This is a genomic window from Burkholderia sp. Bp9004, from assembly GCF_003858025.1.
In the GTDB taxonomy this organism is placed as follows: Bacteria; Pseudomonadota; Gammaproteobacteria; order Burkholderiales; family Burkholderiaceae; genus Burkholderia; species Burkholderia diffusa.
Genome location: NZ_QTQD01000018.1, coordinates 16,433 through 34,011 on the forward strand (window position 1 = coordinate 16,433; position 17,579 = coordinate 34,011).

The following is a 17,579-nucleotide window of genomic DNA, read 5'->3' on the forward strand; positions in this document are numbered from 1 at the left end:
CCCCGGCGTGGCGCGCGATGGTGGTCTCCCCGCAGCCGCCTCCGTTGCTTTCGGCCCGGTCAGTAGTACCAGTACGTCTGATGCCAGACGCCGTAGTACGGATAGCCCGAGTACCAGTAGCCGTAATAGACGTCACGCCATTGCGTGCGCCATTTCCAGTCGTCCTCGTCTTCTTTCTTCGCCTTGCGGGCGAGCTCGAGCAGCTTTTTCGACTCCTTGTCGCCGCGGCCCGCGGCGATCGACAGCCACTTGTCCGCTTCGCGCGGATCGGAGCCCATCTCCTCGAGGCCGAACAGGTAGAAACTGCCGAGCGCCTTCTGCGCGTTCAGGTCGCCGCGCTCGGCGGCATCGCGCATCCACTTGAGTGCCTGGTAGCTGTCCTGGCGCACGCCATCGCCGCGGAAATAACGCAGGCCGAGGTCATAGGCGGCCTTCGGCTGCGTCTTCGCGGCCTGCTTCAACGAAACGATGCGCGGATCCTCGCGATCGTCGGAATCGTCCCTTTTTTGATAGGAGACCTGATCTTTTGGGCGATCGGAACACCCGGTGTCATCGCAGATCCGCACCGTGTTGCTGGTGGCGGACGGATCCTGCGCGCACGCGGCCAACAACAACAGCAGCCCCGGTGCCAGAAAACGGCGAACCATTTTTACTTTTCCCTCGATTTATTTGCGCCGCACTGCTTCGCGCTATTTCACCCCCGCGAGCGCGTACCCGGCTCGCGCGCGGCGGGGCGAATACAATTCACCCACGCCGACACGCGGTCCAAGGCTCTCTCAGGCTCTCTTCGTATCGTTCAGTCACGCGCTGGCTGCCGCTTTTCGCTGGGCCGACCGTTGTCGACACCGGCGCCTCAACCTGACGCGGCAAACAATAGTGACGTGGTGAGCAATAATAATGGAGAAAAATGGCATGTCAAGGTGATTCGTGATTTCAAAGTTTGCGTATCGCGTCACTTTTGAATATGCTCTTCGTCGCTAAAACCAGGAGACCCCGTCGAGATGTCCAATAGCGAGCAGGCCAATGCCGATCTCATTACCGCAACCAAGGTACGCGATCTGCTGACGCGCAACGGAATTCCGCCGCGCAGTCACAACACGACGATCGCGAACGTGCTGGGCCTCAGTTTCTCGGTCGTCACGCGCAAGATGAAAGGCCTGATCCCGTGGAACCTGTCGCAGTTGCAGGACATCGCGACGCACTTCGGCGTGCCGCCCGCGATCCTGCTCGACGACAAGGGCACACAGCCGGCCGCCGCCGAGATGATCGACGCGACGCTCGTGATCGAGTCGCGCCGTTTCCGCTGCCGCGCGGCGATCTCGGCGAAGGCCAGCAGCCAGGCCGAAACGGATTTCGTCGCGTTGCAGTGGCAGGGCGAATGGATCGTCACCGAACGCCAGCACGCGCGCGAAGGCCGCCTCTATCCGGTCGACGTCATCGAACTGCGCTCGAGCCAGCCGACCGTGTACGCGGCGCGGATCGCGGTGGTCGACGATTCGCGGGACGTCGCCGAGACCGTGTGCGAATACTTCATCGAAAAAGGCGTGAACGCGATTCCGTACCATGACGGCGCGTCGTTCCGCAAGGCGCTGGAAGTCGAGGATTTCGACGGCTACATCCTCGACTGGATGCTCGGCGACCAGACGGCCGCCGAACTCGTGCGCGGCATCCGCTCGAGCGAGAACGGCGGCGCGCCGATCTTCCTGCTGACCGGCAAGATCTCCACCGGCGAAGCGAGCGAGGACGAGATCGCGCACATCGTGTCGCACTACAACGCGCGCTGCGAGGAAAAGCCGGTGCGCCTGCCGATCCTGTTCGCCGAAGTCGCGCGCGAACTGAAGATCACGCAGCCGGTGGCCACGGCCGCCGCCGCGAGCTGAGACCACGACGAGAACCGGCCACCACACGAACACGAAAAAGGGAAACACATGCGAATTTCGACCCTCTGGATCAAGACCCTGATCACGGCCGGCCTGCTCGGCATGGCCGCCGCGAGCTGGGCCGCGTCGTTCACGTTCACCGTCGACGGCAAGATCGGCCGCAGCAACCAGCCCGGCAAGACGACGTTCGTCTTTACCGAGCAGGCGCTGATGGCACTGCCGCAGCACACGATCGTCACGTCGACGAGCTGGACACCGAAAGCGACCTTCACCGGCCCGCGCCTGTCCGACGTGCTGAAGACCGTCGACGCGCACGGCACGCAGATCGAGTTCCGCTGCATCGACGAATACACGTTCACGATCCCCGTGTCGGACGCCGACAAGTACGGCGTGATCCTCGCACGCACGATGAACGGCAAGGTGCTCGGCAACGACAACTACGGCCCGCTGTGGATCATGTATCCGCGCGACCAGTATCCCGACGAGCTGAAGACGCCGCTCGGCGAAGCCAAGTTCGCATGGCAGATCATCGGCCTGACCGTGAAGTAAACGCGCGACATGATGCGCGGGCGGTGGAAGAACAGAAAGATCATCCTCATCCTGGGATCGTTGTGGATCCTGGGATTCGCCGCATGGGCATTCCTGCTGTGGGACCTGCTCGCGACCTCGGTCAACGAGGGCGTGCTGGAAGGACCGCGCGAAGGCGTGTTCTGGACGGCCGCGCAATACCGGAACGCCTACACGCGCTTCGACCGCCAGCTGATCCTCTACTCGACGCACGTGGACAACGACTTCGACCACGTGCAGATGCAGCTCGACAGCCTGTCGGTGTCGTTCGGGTTCCTGCAGCGGCCGTCTGAAGTGTCCGAATACTGGCTGCGCATCCCGCGCGCGCGCGCGGAAATCGCGGTGCTCGGCGCATTCATGGCGCGCCTGAAGCACGACGTGCCGCTGCTGCGCGACGCACCGAACGATGCGCCGCACGTGATCGACGACGTCAACGCGTACTGGCCGAAGGTCAACGGCCTTGCGAACTACTTCCGCGCGATCGAGATGGCGCAGCGCGATTTCACGTTCCATCAGCTGAAGGAAAAGCAGCGGGCGATCGTGTCGCTCGGCATCATCCTCGGCGTGATCCTGTGCGCGCTGTTCCTGCTGCTGTTCTATACGATGCGCACGCGCGACGACCTGCTCGAACGACAGGACGCCGCGCTCGATGCGGAGCGCAAGGCATCCGATCGCGCGTTCGAGATGATCGAGGCGAAGAACGCGTTCCTCGGAATGGTCAGCCATGAACTGCGCACGCCGCTGCAGGCGATCTGCGGTTCGATCGAGATCCTGCTCGCGCGGCCGCAGTCCGACGCCAACCTGAAGACGATCCGGCGGCTGCAGAATTCCGCGTCGTCGCTCGAAGCGCTGGTCAAGGACCTCACCGATTACATCAAGCTGCGCTCGACCAAGCGCCTCGCCGAAACCGAAACGGTCGGCATGGCATCGCTGCTCGCCGAGGTGCTCGATCCGCTGCGCGCGAAGATCGCGACCAAGCGGATCGCCGTCGCGCAGCGCGTCGAGCCGCACGACCTCGCGATCCGCTCCGATCGCAAGCTGTTGCGTCAGGTGCTGTCGAACCTGATCGAGAATTCGGTGAAATACACCGTCGACGGATCGATCGACGTATCGATCATGCTCGTCGACGCGCCGGCCGGCCGGCAACTGAAACTCGCCGTGCGGGACACGGGCGCCGGTATCGCGAAGCAGCATCTGTCGAAGATCTTCGAGCCGTTCTACCGCGCGAACGACGCGGTCGGCCTGCATGTGGACGGAATCGGGATGGGGCTCGCGGTCGTGCGCGAGATCGTGACGACGCTGCGCGGCCACGTGGACGTGTGCAGCGTCGTCGGCGAAGGCAGCGAGTTCGTCGTGACGCTGCCGGCCGAGGTGCCGGATGCCGGCGAAACGACCGGCGACGCACCCGCGTGGCCGGCCGCCGCCGCGCATCGCAACCGCCGCGCGCTCGTGGTCGACGACAACGACAACGCGCGCGAAACGCTCGGCGCGATGCTCTCGGCGCTCGGCCTCGACGTCGACCTGTGCGGCACCGGGCAGGAAGGCATCGCCCGTTTCGGCGATATGCATTACGACCTCGTCGTGCTCGATCTCGAACTGCCGGACGTGAGTGGCTTCGAAGTCGCGCGCCGCATCCGGATGGCCGCGCAACCGGACGACGACGGAAAGTTTCCGTCCATTCTCGGTGTCAGCGCATACGAATCGGCCGCGCTGCGCGAGAACCAGCAGGTGTTCGACGCATTCCTGCCGAAGCCCGTTCACCTGCGCGAACTTGGCGCACTCCTCGAGAAGCTGCTCGGCTGAGCGTGGCCGCGGTGCGTGACGGGCAGGCCTTCCAGCCGCCCGTTGCGCGTTTCCCGCTTACTCGCCGATCAAATGCAGCACGATGTCACGCCGATGCGCGGCGCGACGATGCTCGAACAGATAGATGCCCTGCCACGTGCCGAGCACCATGCGTCCGTGCTCGACCGGGATCGACAGCTGCACTTGCGTAAGCGCCGTGCGCAGATGGGCGGGCATGTCGTCGGGGCCTTCCGTGTCGTGCTCGTAGCGCGTGTCGTCTTCGGGTGCGAGCGTCGCGAAGTAACGTTCGAGATCGCGCTGCACGGACGGATCCGCATTCTCCTGGATCAGCAGCGACGCGGACGTATGGCGGCAGAACACGGTCAGCAGCCCGGTGCGGATGGCCTGCTGATCGACGAATGCGCGCACTTGCGGCGTGAACTCGACGAGGCCGCTGCCGCGCGCGTCGACACCGATATGCGTGATGGCCTGTTGCATGACGACGACCTCAGGCGAGCGCGGCGAAGCCGTCGGCCTCGATCTGCCTGGCATCGGCGGGGCGCACGACGCGCGCGACTTCGACCCCGTCGCGCAGGAATACCAGCGTCGGCCACAGCTTCACGCCGAACGAACGGCCGAGCGGCCGACCCGGACCATCCTCGATCTTCAGGTGCCGCACGGCCGGATGCGCGGAAAACGACGCGACGATCGCAGGCTGCGCGCCCGCGCAGATTCCGCACCAGTTCGTGCCGAATTCGATGACGGTCGCACCGGCCAGTGCGTCGACTTCCGCGCGCGTCGGCGCGTTGGCGGTGTAGCGTTGCTCGATGTCCATCGGGCCCTCGTGTGCAATTGCGGAACGTGGCCGCGGCGTGCCGGCGTGGGCGGCACATGCGACCTTCGATTTCCTACTCTAGCGGAAAAGCACGCGCGATGCCGAGGGCGCCCGCGCCGTGCGAATGACATGACAAGAATCGGAGCGCCGCGCGGCGGCGACGCGATCAGCATGCGAACTGATCCCGTCAACGAAGGACCGACCATGAACGCTGCGCATCGCATCACTGAACCGAACATCCTCTATTTCGGCACGCCAGTCGTGCTGATCAGCACGCTGAATCCGGACGGCACGGCCAATCTTGCGCCGATGTCGTCCGCGTTCTGGCTCGGCTGGCGCTGCATGCTCGGGCTCGCCGCCAGCTCGCAGACCACGCACAACCTGATGCGCACCGGCGAATGCGTGCTGAACCTGCCGTCGGCGGCGCAGGCGCAGGCCGTCGACCGCATCGCGCGCACGACGGGCACGCATCCGGTGCCCGAGTCGAAGCAGGCACGCGGCTACGTGTACGAACCGGACAAGTTCGGCACCGCCGGGCTCACCGAAACGGCCTCGCAGACCATCGCACCGCCGCGCGCGCTCGAATGTCCGGTGCATCTGGAAGCGGTGGTCGCCGCCACGCACGGCATCGGCGATGAAGCGCCCGACCTGCGCGGCCGCATCCGCGTGTTCGAGGTGCGCATCCAGCGCGTGCACGTCCATCCCGACCTGCTGATGGACGGTCATCCGGACCGCATCGATCCGGACAAATGGTCGCCGCTGATCATGAGTTTTCAGAAGTTCTATGGCCTCGCGCCGCATCAGGTGCATGCGTCACGGCTCGCCGAGATTCCGGAGCGCGCCTATCGCAGCCCCGACATCGACCGCGCGCGCGAAGCGGGCATGTCGATCGGATAAGATACTGGCCGATTGACCCATGACCGAACCGACGGAGTGTTTCAGTGATTCAACCGACCCAAGTATTCAAGGACAACCTCGCGCAACTGCCGGCCATCGAAGGTGTCGCGCGCATCGATCTCGTCGGCGCGAACGGCGACGTGGTCGCCAGCATCGAGAATCAGCCGGGCAAGCAGGGCTCGCTCGCGGTGTACAACTACCTGAAGCAGGCATTCGGCACGCTCGACGCGAAGGCCGCCGAGCACGGCCTCGCCGTGTTCGCGGAGCACACCGCCGACGCGCGTAACCGCCCGGGCGCACATCCGAACGTCGATCGTCTGCTGGCGATCGTCGACGGCGGCGAGGCGCTGCGGATCGACGTGGTCGCGAAGGCTTGAATGCCCGGCGACGGGCACGCACGCAAACGGTCGATGCCCGTTCTTTCCCGAAGACCCTCCACATGCGTCGCATGACTGTCCAGCCGATTGCCCGTCGCGTCGCATCGATCGCCGCCCTCGCGTGTGTCGCGCTCGGCGGCGCGGCGTCCGCCGAGACGCTGCGCACGGCTTCCGATATCGCCGGCGCGTCGCTGGTTCCGCTCGGCGCGCTGCCGCACTCGCCGGAGAACGGCACGCTCGACGCGTTCTGTGCGCAATATCGTGCGAAGACCGCAACCGCGGCCGGCCGCGACGTAGCGAAGCTCGGCTGGATCGTGACGTCGGAAGCGCCGCTCGGCCGCTACACGGTCGTCACGTTCGCGAGCGGTTTCAAGCCGGGCACGAGCGCGATCTGTTACGCGCGCAACGCAAACGTCGGCGTCTTCGACGGCACGACGCTCGTCGCGCTCGGCTATACGGCTCGCTCGGCCGGCTGGCAGCTCGGCTCGGTCGAGTTGCTGGAAAGCGGCGCGCTGCTCGTCTGGGGTGGCGATGGCCCGTCGGCGCCCGTCGGCGAGTTGCGCGAAGCGCATGGCGGCTTGCGGCTGACCGCGGTCGCCGCCGAACGCACGTACTGCCACGGCCGTGCAGCCGTGCCCAACGTGTACGGCAAGCCACTCGACGCGGCCCGCAAAATCCTGATCTCGCGTGGCTGGCAGCCGCTGCGTCCGCGCGAGAAGCCGGACCCGCTGGACGGCGCGGCCACGCTCGCGAAGCACGGGATCATCGAAGCCGAAGCGTGCTCGGGCACCGGCATGGGGTATTGCGCGCTGCGGTATCGGAGCGCGGCCGGCGTGCTCGGTGTGACGACGGCCGGCGGCGAGCCGGACACGCCGTCGGCGAATACCGTGATCGATTATCAGGTGGCTTGCAGGAAACAGTGATCGGCGCGGTGGCGTTCGCTTGATTCATCGCTCCCGGCCGCCCGTCGCTCGGGCGGCCCGCGCGTCACCACCGTTGTTCAAAACCCGGACGATGCCGCGTCGGCAATCGTCAGCGATTCGCGCCGAGCGCCACGCGCAGCCGCTCCATCAGCCGCGTGTAGTGCCGCACCACATCGGCCTTGTCCGTCACGTTCGCGGTCGAGAACCGCTCGGACCATGCGGCCTTCCACTCATACGTGCCGTGCACGCTGCGGTCGCCGTCCGGCGACTGGATCAGCGAGCGAATCCGCGCGTCGCGCCCCGGCCCCGTATGCATCTCGAACAACGCGTGGATGAACGTGTGATACGCGTCGTACACGTCGTCGTCGAACAGGTAGCGGTAGATGTGAAACGTGCGGTCGAGTTCGCGCTTCGCGCGGATCACGTCGTCCGGCGAGATGTCTTTCCAGTAGCCGATCCACGTATAGAAGCACAGCAGCGCATTGAGCTGCGGCGCGACCGTGTCGTACAGCGTGAGCCGCTTCTCGATCAGCCGCTGGTTGGTCCACTGCACGAGCTCGAGCCGCTTCAGCCGGCGCGCGACGAGCCAGCCGAGACACGCGACCGACAACGGCGTCAGCACGCCGAGCACGAGCTTGACGATTTCCAGCGAATTCCACGGATTGTTGAATGGCTGCATGAATGGCCCGACAAGAAGGACGCACCGCCCGGCGGATCGCATCGCGCTGCGCGCGTATTCGTCGATCCCTTCGCGGTTGACCGTTAGTTGCTTGCGCATCGAAGTCGCACCTTGATGCAGCCGGCGCGCGGCGAGGCGGCTCGTCCCCCAGTGTATCGGCCAAATGTCACCGGCCGGTGACGATTCGCCGAATCGTCGTCAAGCGCCCGTGCCGCGTCACGTCGGCAGCGCCGACGTGAGCTTGACCTTCTGCATCGGAATGTCGGTCTTCACGCTCAGCACGCCCGGGATGCGCGTCAGGTATTCCATCTGGAAGCGCCGGTAGTCGTCGATGTCGGCCGCCACCACGCGCAGCAGGAAATCGCAGTCGCCGGCCATCAGGTGGCATTCGACCACTTCCGGCATCTGCTGGACGGCCTCCGCGAAGCGGTTCACGGATTCGGCGTCCTGTCCCTTCAGCCACACGCGCGTGAAGATCGTCAGCCCCTTGCCGACCTTCGCCGGGTTCAGCACGGCCACGTATTTCTCGATCACGCCCGCTTCCTCGAGCAGCCGCACGCGCCGCAGGCACGGCGACGGCGACAGCCCGACCTCGTGCGCGAGTTCCACGTTCTGCATGCGGCCGTCGCGTTGCAGCGCGCTCAGGATCCGCCGGTCGATAGCGTCAAGCTTCATTGGCATCAAATTCCAAAAAAATCGCAAATCACTCGCTCAATGCCAAATTCTCAAGAATATCGATCCGCAACGCAACCCGATTCGAGTCAAAAAAGCAGACAATCCTCCTCCCCGTAGGAGGAGTAATGAGCAGTAGCGTTTCAACGTCGTCCGGGCTTCGCGACAAGCCCGCCTATGTCGCCGAGATGGGCCGCGGATTGCGCGCGGCGTTGCCCGTCATGCTGGGTTTCGTGCCGTTCGCGCTGGTGCTCGGCGCGCAGGCCGCGCAAAAAGGGCTGAGCCTGTTCGAGGTCCCGATGATGACGGGCCTGAATTTCGGCGGCGGCTCCGAATTCGCGGCGATCCATCTGTGGACGTCGCCGCCGCACATTGCGCTGATCGTCGCGATGTCGTTCCTCGTGAATTCGCGCCACATCCTGATGGGCGCGGCGTTCGCGCCGTACATCCGGCGCCTGCCGCGCCGCCGCGCGTTCGCCGCGCTGTTCTTCATGTGCGACGAAAGCTGGGCGATGTCGCTCGCCGACGCGCGTTCGCGCTCCGCCACGCACATCAGCGTTCCCTATTACGCGGGCGTGTGCGCCGGGCTGTACCTGACGTGGATCTCGATGACGACGCTCGGCGCGGCGGTCGGCCCGACGATCGGCAACGTCGAGCAGTACGGCTTCGACATGGCGTTCACGGCCGTGTTTCTGGTGCTGCTGCGCGGGATGTGGAAAGGCATGCGCGCGAGCCGTCCGTGGTTCGTGAGCCTCGTCGTCGCGGCCGCCACGCACCTGGCCGTGCCCGGCGCATGGTACGTCCCGGCCGGCGCGTGCGCAGGGCTGATCGCCGCGCTGCTGTGGGAGCCGCGCGATGCTGCCTGATTTCGCGACGGTCGCGACCATCGTGCTGATGGCGTCGACGACCTACCTGTCGCGCGTGCTCGGCTACGTGCTGCTGCGCAACCGCACGCTGAGCCCGAGGATGGCGTCGGTGATGGAGAACGTGCCCGGTTGCGTGCTGATCTCGGTGATCGCGCCGGCCTTCGTGTCGACGCGCCCGGCCGATCTGCTCGCACTCGCCGTCACGCTGATCGCGGCGACCCGCCTGTCGATCCTGCCGACCGTCATCATCGGGGTCGTATCGGCCGGCCTGCTGCGGCATCTGCTCGGGTAATCGGCCAACGCGGTTCCGAGCGCCGCGCGGGCGGCACCTCGAACCGGAAAACGGGCGCGCCATGCGCCCGTTTTCGCATCCGCGCGCCGGCCACGGCGCTGCCTGACACGGCACGCGTCACGACGGGATGCTAGCCTTGCGGCTGTACCCGCGATGCCTTCCCCCTCATTGCCTGCCTGCGAGGATCATCCCGATGCAAGAAACCCGCCCGCTGTTCGACCGCGTCCTGCTCACCAACGACGACGGAATCGACGCCCCCGGCCTTGAAGTGCTCGAACAGGTCGCCACGCAACTGGCACGCGAAGTCTGGATCGTCGCCCCGGCGGAAGACCAGAGCGGCACGTCGCATTCGTTGAGCCTGCACGAACCGCTGCGCGTGCATCGCAAGGGCGAGCGCCGCTTCGCCGTGCGCGGCACGCCGGGCGATTGCGTCGCGATCGCGGTCAGCCACCTGATGAAGGACGCGCGGCCCGACGTCGTGCTGTCCGGCGTGAATCGCGGCGCGAACCTCGGCACCGAAACGGTGTTCTCGGGCACCGTCGGCGCCGCGATGACGAGCATGCTGGTCGGCGTGCCGGCGATCGCGCTGAGCCAGGCCTTCCGCGACCGCAACGCGGTGCCGTGGCATACGGCGCTCACGCATGCGCCGGACGTGATTCGCCGGCTGGTCGCGGCCGGCTGGGACAGCGACGCGTGCCTCAACGTGAATTTCCCGGCGCGGCCGGCCGATGACGTGCGCGGCTTGAAGGTGACGAATCAGGGCACCGGCACGCTGCAGGGCGTCGAAATCGTATCGGGGCGCGATCCGCGCGACATCGAATACCACTGGCTGAAACTGGCGCGCGCACCGCGCGACGACGATGCGGATTCGGAAACGGTCGCGCTCGACGAAGGCTATATCGCGGTCACGCCGCTGAAATTCGAACGCACGCACGACCAGGCGCTCGCGCGGCTGCGGTCGAGCCTCGGCTGACCTCGGCGGTGATACCGGCTGGCGGCTTCGCCGCCGGCGCGCAGCACCCCGGCACAAAGCCGCCCCCGCCGCCTCACCGCACCGACCGCATCACCGATCTCCGGGTCACGTCAGGTTCAATCCCCCGTCGAGCATCACGATCTCGCCCGTCACGTAATCGGACGCGACGAGCATCGCGACCGTCTGCGCGACATCGTCCGGCGTGGCCGCGCGGCGCATCGGCGCGTGCTCGCGCCAGAGCTGCTGCGCGGCGGTCCAGTCGGCGGTCAGCGGCGTATCGACGAGCCCCGGCGCCACCGCATTGACGCGAATCGCCGGCGCGAGCGTGCGCGCCAGCAAGCGCGTCGTGTGATTGAGCGCGGCCTTCGCCGCCGCGTACGGAATCGACGCGCCCTTCGGCCGCACGCCCGCATGCGAGCTGACGTTGATCACGCACCCGGCGCGCCCGCTCGACGCCGCTTCGAGCAGCGCGGGCTGCGCTTCGGCGACGAGCCGGAACGGCGCAATCACGTTGATTTCGTGCATCTCGTGCCACACGTCGGGCGTCGCGGCGGCGAGATCGTCGTGCGGAATCACGCGGCTGACGCCCGCGTTGTTGACCAGCACGTCGAGGCGGCCGTGCACCGCCACCGCGTCGCGGATCAGCCGCACGCGCTGCGCATCGTCGGCGAGATCCGCCTGCACGTAGGCCGCGCCGAGTTCGCGCGCCATCGCGCGACCGGTTGCAGCGGAATTGCGCGAATGCAGGATCACCGCATAACCGTCCGCCGCCAGCCGTCGCGCGATGGCCGCGCCGATCCCCGACGTCGATCCGGTGACGAGCGCGACGGGCCGCTGCACGCGCGACCCGCGCGGCTCGGTGACGGTTTCGGTTTCAGGTTCCGTTTCGGAGATGGGGGCATTCATCGGCGGATGCGGCGCGTCCATGGCGTGGAATCCTGTCAGTGGCGTTTCCGCATCATAAGCATGACGACGGCCGATGCGGATGCGTGGTGTCTACGGCCGTTTCGGCAGCTCGACGAAATCCTCGAGCTCGCCGGCGATGTACAGCCGCTTGCCGAGTCTCGGGTATTCGCAGACGTCGTGTTCGAGGCGCTGGCCGAGGATGAACAGTTCCAGCGGCACGTCACCGGTGTTCTGCAACGCGTGTGCATCGCCGCCGCGCGGAAAGCCGAGAAAGTCGCCCGGCCCGATTTCGCACGTGCGTTCGCCGATCGTGACCGTGCCGGTGCCGGACAGCACGTACACGCATTCCTCCTCGTACAGGTGGCGGTGATACTCGGCCGATTCGTGGCCGGGCATCAGCGTGAGCAGGTGCGCGCCGATTTGCGTGAGGCCGGTCAGGTCGCTGAGCTGTCGTTTGAGGCGAACGGCGTTGGGATTGAGCGAATGCACCGCGCGGGTCGGTTCCATTTTCGCGATGTCGGCGGCTTTCAGCAGTTCCCGGGGAGGTGTCGTGGACATGGGGATCTCGTCAGCGTCAATGCAGCGGTTGAACGCGCCGCCCGGGCGGGCGCGGCGTGCATGCCGCGCTATTGTCCGACATTTTTACGCGGACGAGATCACCGGCATGCGCGTCGTCTACCGCGACCCGGCGACGTCGATCAGCCCGCGTGCACGCCGCGCAGCTTCGTCAGCAACGCGATGAGGCGATCGATGTGTTCGTCCTCCGTGCGCCACGACGACACGCTGATCCGGAACGCCGGCCGCCCCTGCCACACCGTCTGCCCGAACCATACGTCGCCCGAATCCTGCGCGGCCTGCAGGATCGCGATCGTCTCGTCGTCGGTGCCGGCGCGCACGAGCACCTGATTCAGCACGACGCGGTTCAGCACGTCGTAGCCGGCCGCGCGCAGACCGTCGGCGACGCGCTGCGCTTGCGCGCAATGCCGTTCGACCAGCGTCGCCACGCCGGCGCGGCCGAGCGCGCGCAGCGCGGCCCACACCGGAATGCCGCGCGCCCGCCGCGAGAACTCGAGGTTGAGGTTCTTCTGCGCGTCCTGCGCGCCGCTCAGATAAACGGCATCGCTGTTCATCGCGGTCGCGAGCGCGGCCGCGTCGCGGCAGATGACCATCGCGCCGTCGTACGGCGTGTTGAGCCACTTGTGGCCGTCGGTGGTCCAGCTGTCCGCGCCGTCGATGCCGTTGGTCAGCGCGCGCTTCGACGACGCGCGCGCCCACAGCCCGAACGCACCATCCACGTGCACCCACGCGCCGGCGGCCTTCGCACGCGGAATCAGCGCCGCAAACGGATCGAACTCGCCGGTGTTCACTTCGCCGGCCTGCACGCAGAGGATCGTCATGTCGTCGAGCGGCGGCAATTGCGCGGGATCGATGCGGCCGTGCGGGTCGACCGGCGCGACGATCAGGCGCTTCATCCCGAAGCCGAGCACCCGCAGCGCCTTCTTCACCGTGATGTGCGCAAGCTCGGAGAGCACGACCTTCACCTCGGGCGCGCCGATCAGGCCTTCTTCGTCGACGTCCCAGCCCTTGCGCGCGAGCAGCGCACGCCGCGCGGCAACCAGCGCGACCAGCGTGCAGGCCGTCGCGCTCGTGCCGAAGCCGACCGCGCTGTCTTCGGGCAGCCCGAGCACGTCGACGACCCAGCGCGCGGCCTGCCGCTCGATCGTCGCGGCCACCGGCGAATTCGCGAACGACGACGCGCACTGGTCCCACGCAAGCATCAGTCGCTCGGCCGCCGCCGCGGCCGGCAGCGTCGCGCCGATCACGAAGCCGAAGTAGTTCGGGCCGTTCGATGCGACGGTCGCAGGCGTGCCGCGCTCGTCGAGCAGGCGCAGCACGTCGTCGGCCGGGTAGCCCGTATCGGGCAGCGGTTCGTCGAAGGCCGCAAGTCCGGCGAGCGCGGCCGCATCGGGATAGGCGCGCCGTTCGCCGGTCGCGGCGAGATACGCGTGCGCGCGCCGGTCGGCGTCGGCCAGCAGGGCGGGTTCATCCATGTCGTTTGCCTCTGTGAAGATCAGAGTTGCAGGAGATCGCGGCCCAACTGATGCAGCGCATCGTCGATCCGCTTGTAGTACGTGAACTTGCCGACGCGCGTCGCCCGCACGAGCCCGGCATCCGCGAGGATGCGCATGTGGCGCGTGGTCGTCGCCGGCGCGATGCCGAGCTTCTCGGTGATGTACGTGCAGCACACGCCGAGCTCGTCGAAGTCGCCATGCGGCTGCGGCGGGAAATGCTTGCGCGGCTGCTTGAGCCAGCGCATCACGGCCAGACGGCTTTCGTTGGCCAGTGCGCTGATGCGGGTGACGTCGTCCATGGTTCGGCCTCGTTTAACGTTTCGAATATTAGCTAAATGACGAAACGTGGGCAACTGCTTCCGGGATTTCCGCGTTCGCTGTCGCGCTCGAAGCCGGGTCGCCCGCTACCGCGCCGCATCCGACGTCACCGCCCGGCAAGCGCGCGGTCGATCATCTCGCCGATCCGCCGCGCGAGCGCGTCCATCCGCTCGGCCGGCACGCCGCCGTAGCCGAGCACGAGCCCGTTGTAGCCGTGCGCCGTGCCCGGCAGGCAGAACGACGACAGCGGCCGCAGGATCAGCCCGTGCGCCTGCGCGACGCGGCTGAGCGCCGTGTCCGCCACCGGCACGTCGAGCCGCGCCGACAGATGCATGCCGCCCGCGCCGCCCGACACCGTCAGCCGCGTGCTCAATCGCCGCGCCAGCGCGTCGTGCAGCGCGTCGCGCCGCTCAGCATACACGCGGCGCATGCGCCGCAGATGCCGCGTGAAATGCCCGGCCTCGATGAAATCCGCGAGCGCGCGCTGCTCGACCGCGCGGCCCTGCAACATCAGCGCGCCCGCCGCGTCGCGCAGCGGCTGCGCAAGCACGGGCGGCACGACCATGAAGCCGAGCCGCAACGCGGGAAACATCACCTTGCTGAACGTGCCGAGGTAGATCACCGGCGCATCGTCCGCGAGCCCCTGCACGGCCGCGTGCGGCGTGCCGTGGTGGCGAAACTCGCTGTCGTAGTCGTCCTCGACGATCCATGCGCCGGCCGCGCGCGCCTGCGCGACGAGCGCGAGCCGTCGTTCGAGGCTCATCACCGCGCCGAGCGGATACTGGTGCGACGGCGTGATGTAGACGAGCTTCGGCGGACGATCGCGCCAGTCGTCCGGATGCGGCGCCAGCCCCTGCGCATCGACGCCGATCGGCTCGACGCGCAGGTCGGCCGCGAGAAACGCGTTGCGCGCACCGTGGTAGCCGGGGTTCTCGATCCATGCGACGTCGCCCGCGTCCGCCAGCGCGCGGGCGCACAGGTCGAGCGCGCCCTGCGTGCCGTCGGTGACGATCACCTGCGCGGCGTCGCAACGCACGCCGCGCGATGCGCGCAAATAGCCGGCGATCGCGTCGCGCAGCACCGCGTCGCCTTCCACGGACTGATAGCCGAGCTGCGCCAGCCCCGCCGTGCGCCATGCGCGTTCGACGCAGCGCCGCCACTGCGCGAGCGGGAATTCGTCGACGGCCGGCACGCCCGGCATGAACGGCAGCGATTCGTCGAGGCCGCTCGTCGCGCGCTCGGCCTGCGCGACGCGCCGCGACAGCATCGCCGCATCGCCGGCGGGCGCCGCAGCGGCGATCCGCGACCCGCACAAACCCATCCGGGCGACTACCGTGCCCTGCCGCGTGCCGGTCACGAACCCTTCCGACGCGAGCCGCTCGTACGCGTACAGCACCGAGTTGCGCGCGATGCCGAGTTCGTCGGCCAGCGTGCGCGAGGCGGCAAGCCGCGCGCCTTCGGCGATCCGGCCGCTCAGGATCGCGTCGCGCAGACACGCGTACAGCCGCTGCTGCTGCGACATCCGCGCGGCAGCGTGCGGCCCCGCCTCGCGCTCGAAGGTCGACAGCAGCACCGCGTAATCCATCGTGGCTCCAGAATGTGGGAATGTCATGGGTCTACACATGGTGCCACGAACTTTCTATCGTGGATGTCCGTTCTCGTTTCCGGCCGCGCCGGCAACGCTTCATTTCATCCATCCTCGAAAGGTTCGCGACCATGAACGCTACCAACACCGGCCTGACCGTCCGCCCCGTGCGCGAAGACGATCTCGACAACTGGCTGCCGCTGTGGGACGGCTACAACCGCTTCTACGGCCGCTTCGGCGACACCGCGCTGCCTCGCGAGATCACGCAGCTCACGTGGTCGCGCTTCTTCGACGGCTACGAGCCCGTGCATGCGCGTGTCGCGGAACGCGACGGCCGGCTCGTCGGGCTCGTGCATTTCCTGTATCACCGGAGCACGACGCTGATCGGGCCAACCTGCTATCTGCAGGATCTTTTCACGCTCGAGAGCGAACGCGGCAAGGGCGTGGGCCGCGCGTTGATCGAAGCCGTGTACGACGCCGCGCAGGCGCAACGCGCCGAACGCGTGTACTGGCAAACGCACGAGACGAATCACACCGCGATGCGGCTCTACGACACCGTCGCGGAAAAAACCGGATTCGTGATCTACCGGAAGGTCTTGCCACGTTGATCATGCCGCACGCGGCGGCGGCTTCACGCCAGCGGCCGCGCCTTGATCCACAGGAACAGCGGCACGCGCGACCACTGCTTCAGCGTGTCCGTGTCGACGCGGTCAGGCGGCGGCAGCGATCAGCCCGCGAAATGCTTCGACAACCCGTCGCGCGCCGCAGCCGATTTCCAGAGCGTGGCCGCCGCCGCGTCCGGTTTCCGTTTCCGGCGGCGGCGTTCTACAGTTACGAGAGACGACACGCGGCGCCGCCCACTTTCTCGTTCGGTTCGCGTGCGCCGATACGCACCCGATTCCGAGGAATGTCCATGCCGAGTATCGTCGCCGGTCCCGCCCATCTTCCGCCGAGCCCCGTCGCCGCTGAAACGCGCATGGTGCACGACGTCGCCACGCTGCAGCCGTCGGACTATCGTTCGGCCGACGGTGCATCGTGGGTCATCGCCACCCTCACGCCGGCCCCGGACAGCGGCGAAAACGTGACCGGCACGACCTACTTCGATACCGCGAAACAGCAAACCGTCGCGGTGCCCGACGCGCGCCGGCGTTATGCGAACCGCGGCACCTGGCAGGTCGTCGCGAGTTCGAGCTCGTCGGTGCCCGCCACCGGCCGCTACGACTGGCTGACGCTCGCATGGCTGCCGATCAACCGGCGGCCGCTGCCGCAAACGCCCGAGCATCTGTATTCGCCGTTCATTCACGGCGGCACGATCGTCTACCGGTGGAATCCGGCCGCGCAAGGCGGCGAGCAATTCGGCAATGTGCGGATGATCTTTCCGGAGTGGCAGGAGCAGGTGGCGGACGTGCTGCGCGGCGCGCCCGGCGCCGTCGCACAAACAGCGGCCGCCGCATCCGCATCGGCGCTCGATCGCGTGAAGCAGGACGGCAACCCGATGGCCGCCGTGCTCGACTTCGGCGCCGCGCTGCATGAGGAACCGGCCGACCGGATCGCCGCACGCCTGCCGGCATTGCTGCGCGCGAACGACCTGCACGAAGTGTCGGCGATCGTGTTCCAGTGCATCGCCGCATCGCGCGAAGCGGACCGGCTGCGCTTCGTCGAAGCGATCAGCGGGTCGATCTTCTCGATCGACGACAGCGCGCGCCTACTCGCGATCGCCTACGGCGCGTTCGCGGCCGGCAGGGCGAAGCCGCGTCCGTTCAGCGATGCCGCGCAGGCCGCGCGTATCAACGACGTGTTCGCGGCGCTGAAGCAGCGGACGTCGACACTCGGCGTGCCGGTCGGTCAGGGTTCGCCGTGGTACGAGTTCTTCACCGCGTACCGGCTCGGCGGCGCGTCGCCTGGCTCCGGCGGAAACAGGCAGTAATTGCCGGTGCCGCGCGATCGTCAGTCGA

Annotated in this window: 21 protein-coding genes and 1 pseudogene; 11 read left to right on the forward strand and 11 right to left on the reverse strand. The window is 67.4% G+C overall.

Annotated features, from left to right (window positions below; translation table 11 throughout):
* Positions 1–59: 59 nt before the first annotated feature.
* Positions 60–647: a tetratricopeptide repeat protein gene (locus tag DIE08_RS19925; protein WP_124627660.1), complete on the reverse strand. Its 588-nt coding sequence runs from the start codon at positions 645–647 to the stop codon at positions 60–62.
* A gap of 354 nt (positions 648–1,001) precedes the next feature.
* Between DIE08_RS19925 and DIE08_RS19930 the strand changes: the two genes are divergently transcribed.
* Genes DIE08_RS19930 through atsR form a run of 3 tightly spaced genes read left to right on the forward strand, consistent with a single transcriptional unit; the run spans position 1,002 to position 4,250 of the window.
* On the forward strand, positions 1,002–1,880 hold the full coding sequence (locus tag DIE08_RS19930; protein WP_124627662.1) for a helix-turn-helix domain-containing protein: 879 nt from the start codon (positions 1,002–1,004) through the stop codon (positions 1,878–1,880).
* A gap of 48 nt (positions 1,881–1,928) precedes the next feature.
* Entirely contained in the window at positions 1,929–2,429 is a 501-nt protein-coding gene (locus DIE08_RS19935) for a molybdopterin-dependent oxidoreductase (RefSeq protein ID WP_059605050.1), read from the forward strand.
* 9 nt (positions 2,430–2,438) lie between these two features.
* Positions 2,439–4,250: a hybrid sensor histidine kinase/response regulator AtsR gene (gene atsR, locus DIE08_RS19940; RefSeq protein WP_124903187.1), complete on the forward strand. Its 1,812-nt coding sequence runs from the start codon at positions 2,439–2,441 to the stop codon at positions 4,248–4,250.
* Between the two features lie 57 nt (positions 4,251–4,307).
* Here atsR and DIE08_RS19945 read toward each other — a convergent pair whose 3' ends face one another.
* Both DIE08_RS19945 and DIE08_RS19950 read right to left on the reverse strand, forming a co-directional pair.
* Positions 4,308–4,727, reverse strand: coding sequence for a secondary thiamine-phosphate synthase enzyme YjbQ (locus DIE08_RS19945; RefSeq protein WP_059605044.1), 420 nt, complete (start codon positions 4,725–4,727; stop codon positions 4,308–4,310).
* Positions 4,728–4,737: 10 nt separating this feature from the next.
* The gene (locus DIE08_RS19950) at positions 4,738–5,064 is read right to left on the reverse strand and encodes a thioredoxin family protein (protein ID WP_124903189.1); all 327 of its coding nucleotides are present in this window, start codon (positions 5,062–5,064) and stop codon (positions 4,738–4,740) included.
* Positions 5,065–5,268: 204 nt separating this feature from the next.
* On the opposite strand from DIE08_RS19950, the gene DIE08_RS19955 reads away from it, so the two are divergent.
* The 3 genes from DIE08_RS19955 (at position 5,269) to DIE08_RS19965 (ending at position 7,261) form a co-directional block, all read left to right on the forward strand.
* Complete coding sequence (locus tag DIE08_RS19955) at positions 5,269–5,961, forward strand: flavin reductase family protein (protein ID WP_124903191.1); 693 nt, start codon at positions 5,269–5,271, stop codon at positions 5,959–5,961.
* Positions 5,962–6,005: 44 nt separating this feature from the next.
* Entirely contained in the window at positions 6,006–6,338 is a 333-nt protein-coding gene (locus DIE08_RS19960) for a DUF2322 family protein (protein WP_059605037.1), read from the forward strand.
* Between the two features lie 62 nt (positions 6,339–6,400).
* Entirely contained in the window at positions 6,401–7,261 is an 861-nt protein-coding gene (locus DIE08_RS19965; RefSeq protein WP_124903193.1) for a hypothetical protein, read from the forward strand.
* A gap of 109 nt (positions 7,262–7,370) precedes the next feature.
* Here the strand turns inward: DIE08_RS19965 and DIE08_RS19970 are convergent, their stop codons facing one another.
* The gene (locus DIE08_RS19970; protein WP_059685249.1) at positions 7,371–7,940 is read right to left on the reverse strand and encodes a hypothetical protein; all 570 of its coding nucleotides are present in this window, start codon (positions 7,938–7,940) and stop codon (positions 7,371–7,373) included.
* A gap of 216 nt (positions 7,941–8,156) precedes the next feature.
* On the reverse strand, positions 8,157–8,615 hold the full coding sequence (locus DIE08_RS19975) for an Lrp/AsnC family transcriptional regulator (protein ID WP_006486309.1): 459 nt from the start codon (positions 8,613–8,615) through the stop codon (positions 8,157–8,159).
* A 125-nt stretch (positions 8,616–8,740) separates the two neighbouring features.
* On the opposite strand from DIE08_RS19975, the gene DIE08_RS19980 reads away from it, so the two are divergent.
* The 3 genes from DIE08_RS19980 to surE all read left to right on the forward strand — a co-directional run bounded on the left by DIE08_RS19980 (position 8,741) and on the right by surE (position 10,743).
* On the forward strand, positions 8,741–9,478 hold the full coding sequence (locus tag DIE08_RS19980) for an AzlC family ABC transporter permease (protein ID WP_059605028.1): 738 nt from the start codon (positions 8,741–8,743) through the stop codon (positions 9,476–9,478).
* Positions 9,468–9,770: an AzlD family protein gene (locus tag DIE08_RS19985; RefSeq protein ID WP_409360400.1), complete on the forward strand. Its 303-nt coding sequence runs from the start codon at positions 9,468–9,470 to the stop codon at positions 9,768–9,770. The genes DIE08_RS19980 and DIE08_RS19985 overlap by 11 nt, the downstream gene beginning before the upstream one ends.
* Before the next feature lie 193 nt (positions 9,771–9,963).
* Positions 9,964–10,743 carry a 5'/3'-nucleotidase SurE gene (gene surE, locus DIE08_RS19990; RefSeq protein WP_124903195.1) on the forward strand — a complete coding sequence of 260 codons (780 nt, stop codon included), beginning with the start codon at positions 9,964–9,966 and terminating at the stop codon, positions 10,741–10,743.
* A 105-nt stretch (positions 10,744–10,848) separates the two neighbouring features.
* Here surE and DIE08_RS19995 read toward each other — a convergent pair whose 3' ends face one another.
* The 5 genes from DIE08_RS19995 to DIE08_RS20015 all read right to left on the reverse strand — a co-directional run bounded on the left by DIE08_RS19995 (position 10,849) and on the right by DIE08_RS20015 (position 15,624).
* Positions 10,849–11,670 carry an SDR family NAD(P)-dependent oxidoreductase gene (locus tag DIE08_RS19995; protein WP_124903197.1) on the reverse strand — a complete coding sequence of 274 codons (822 nt, stop codon included), beginning with the start codon at positions 11,668–11,670 and terminating at the stop codon, positions 10,849–10,851.
* 69 nt (positions 11,671–11,739) lie between these two features.
* The gene (locus DIE08_RS20000) at positions 11,740–12,207 is read right to left on the reverse strand and encodes a cupin domain-containing protein (protein ID WP_124903199.1); all 468 of its coding nucleotides are present in this window, start codon (positions 12,205–12,207) and stop codon (positions 11,740–11,742) included.
* Between the two features lie 140 nt (positions 12,208–12,347).
* Positions 12,348–13,700, reverse strand: coding sequence for a pyridoxal-dependent decarboxylase (locus tag DIE08_RS20005; protein WP_124903201.1), 1,353 nt, complete (start codon positions 13,698–13,700; stop codon positions 12,348–12,350).
* Positions 13,701–13,720: 20 nt separating this feature from the next.
* Complete coding sequence (locus tag DIE08_RS20010; RefSeq protein ID WP_059605012.1) at positions 13,721–14,020, reverse strand: helix-turn-helix transcriptional regulator; 300 nt, start codon at positions 14,018–14,020, stop codon at positions 13,721–13,723.
* 125 nt (positions 14,021–14,145) lie between these two features.
* Entirely contained in the window at positions 14,146–15,624 is a 1,479-nt protein-coding gene (locus DIE08_RS20015) for a PLP-dependent aminotransferase family protein (protein WP_124903203.1), read from the reverse strand.
* A 131-nt stretch (positions 15,625–15,755) separates the two neighbouring features.
* On the opposite strand from DIE08_RS20015, the gene DIE08_RS20020 reads away from it, so the two are divergent.
* The gene (locus DIE08_RS20020; RefSeq protein WP_059605006.1) at positions 15,756–16,232 is read left to right on the forward strand and encodes a GNAT family N-acetyltransferase; all 477 of its coding nucleotides are present in this window, start codon (positions 15,756–15,758) and stop codon (positions 16,230–16,232) included.
* A 23-nt stretch (positions 16,233–16,255) separates the two neighbouring features.
* Here DIE08_RS20020 and DIE08_RS36260 read toward each other — a convergent pair.
* Positions 16,256–16,384 (reverse strand): annotated as a pseudogene (locus DIE08_RS36260) (class I SAM-dependent methyltransferase); the annotation flags it as partial.
* Positions 16,385–16,537: 153 nt separating this feature from the next.
* Here DIE08_RS36260 and DIE08_RS20030 point away from each other — a divergent pair.
* Positions 16,538–17,551 (forward strand): hypothetical protein, encoded by a 1,014-nt coding sequence (locus tag DIE08_RS20030; RefSeq protein WP_124903205.1) that lies wholly within the window; start codon positions 16,538–16,540, stop codon positions 17,549–17,551.
* The last annotated feature ends 28 nt before the right edge of the window (positions 17,552–17,579 follow it).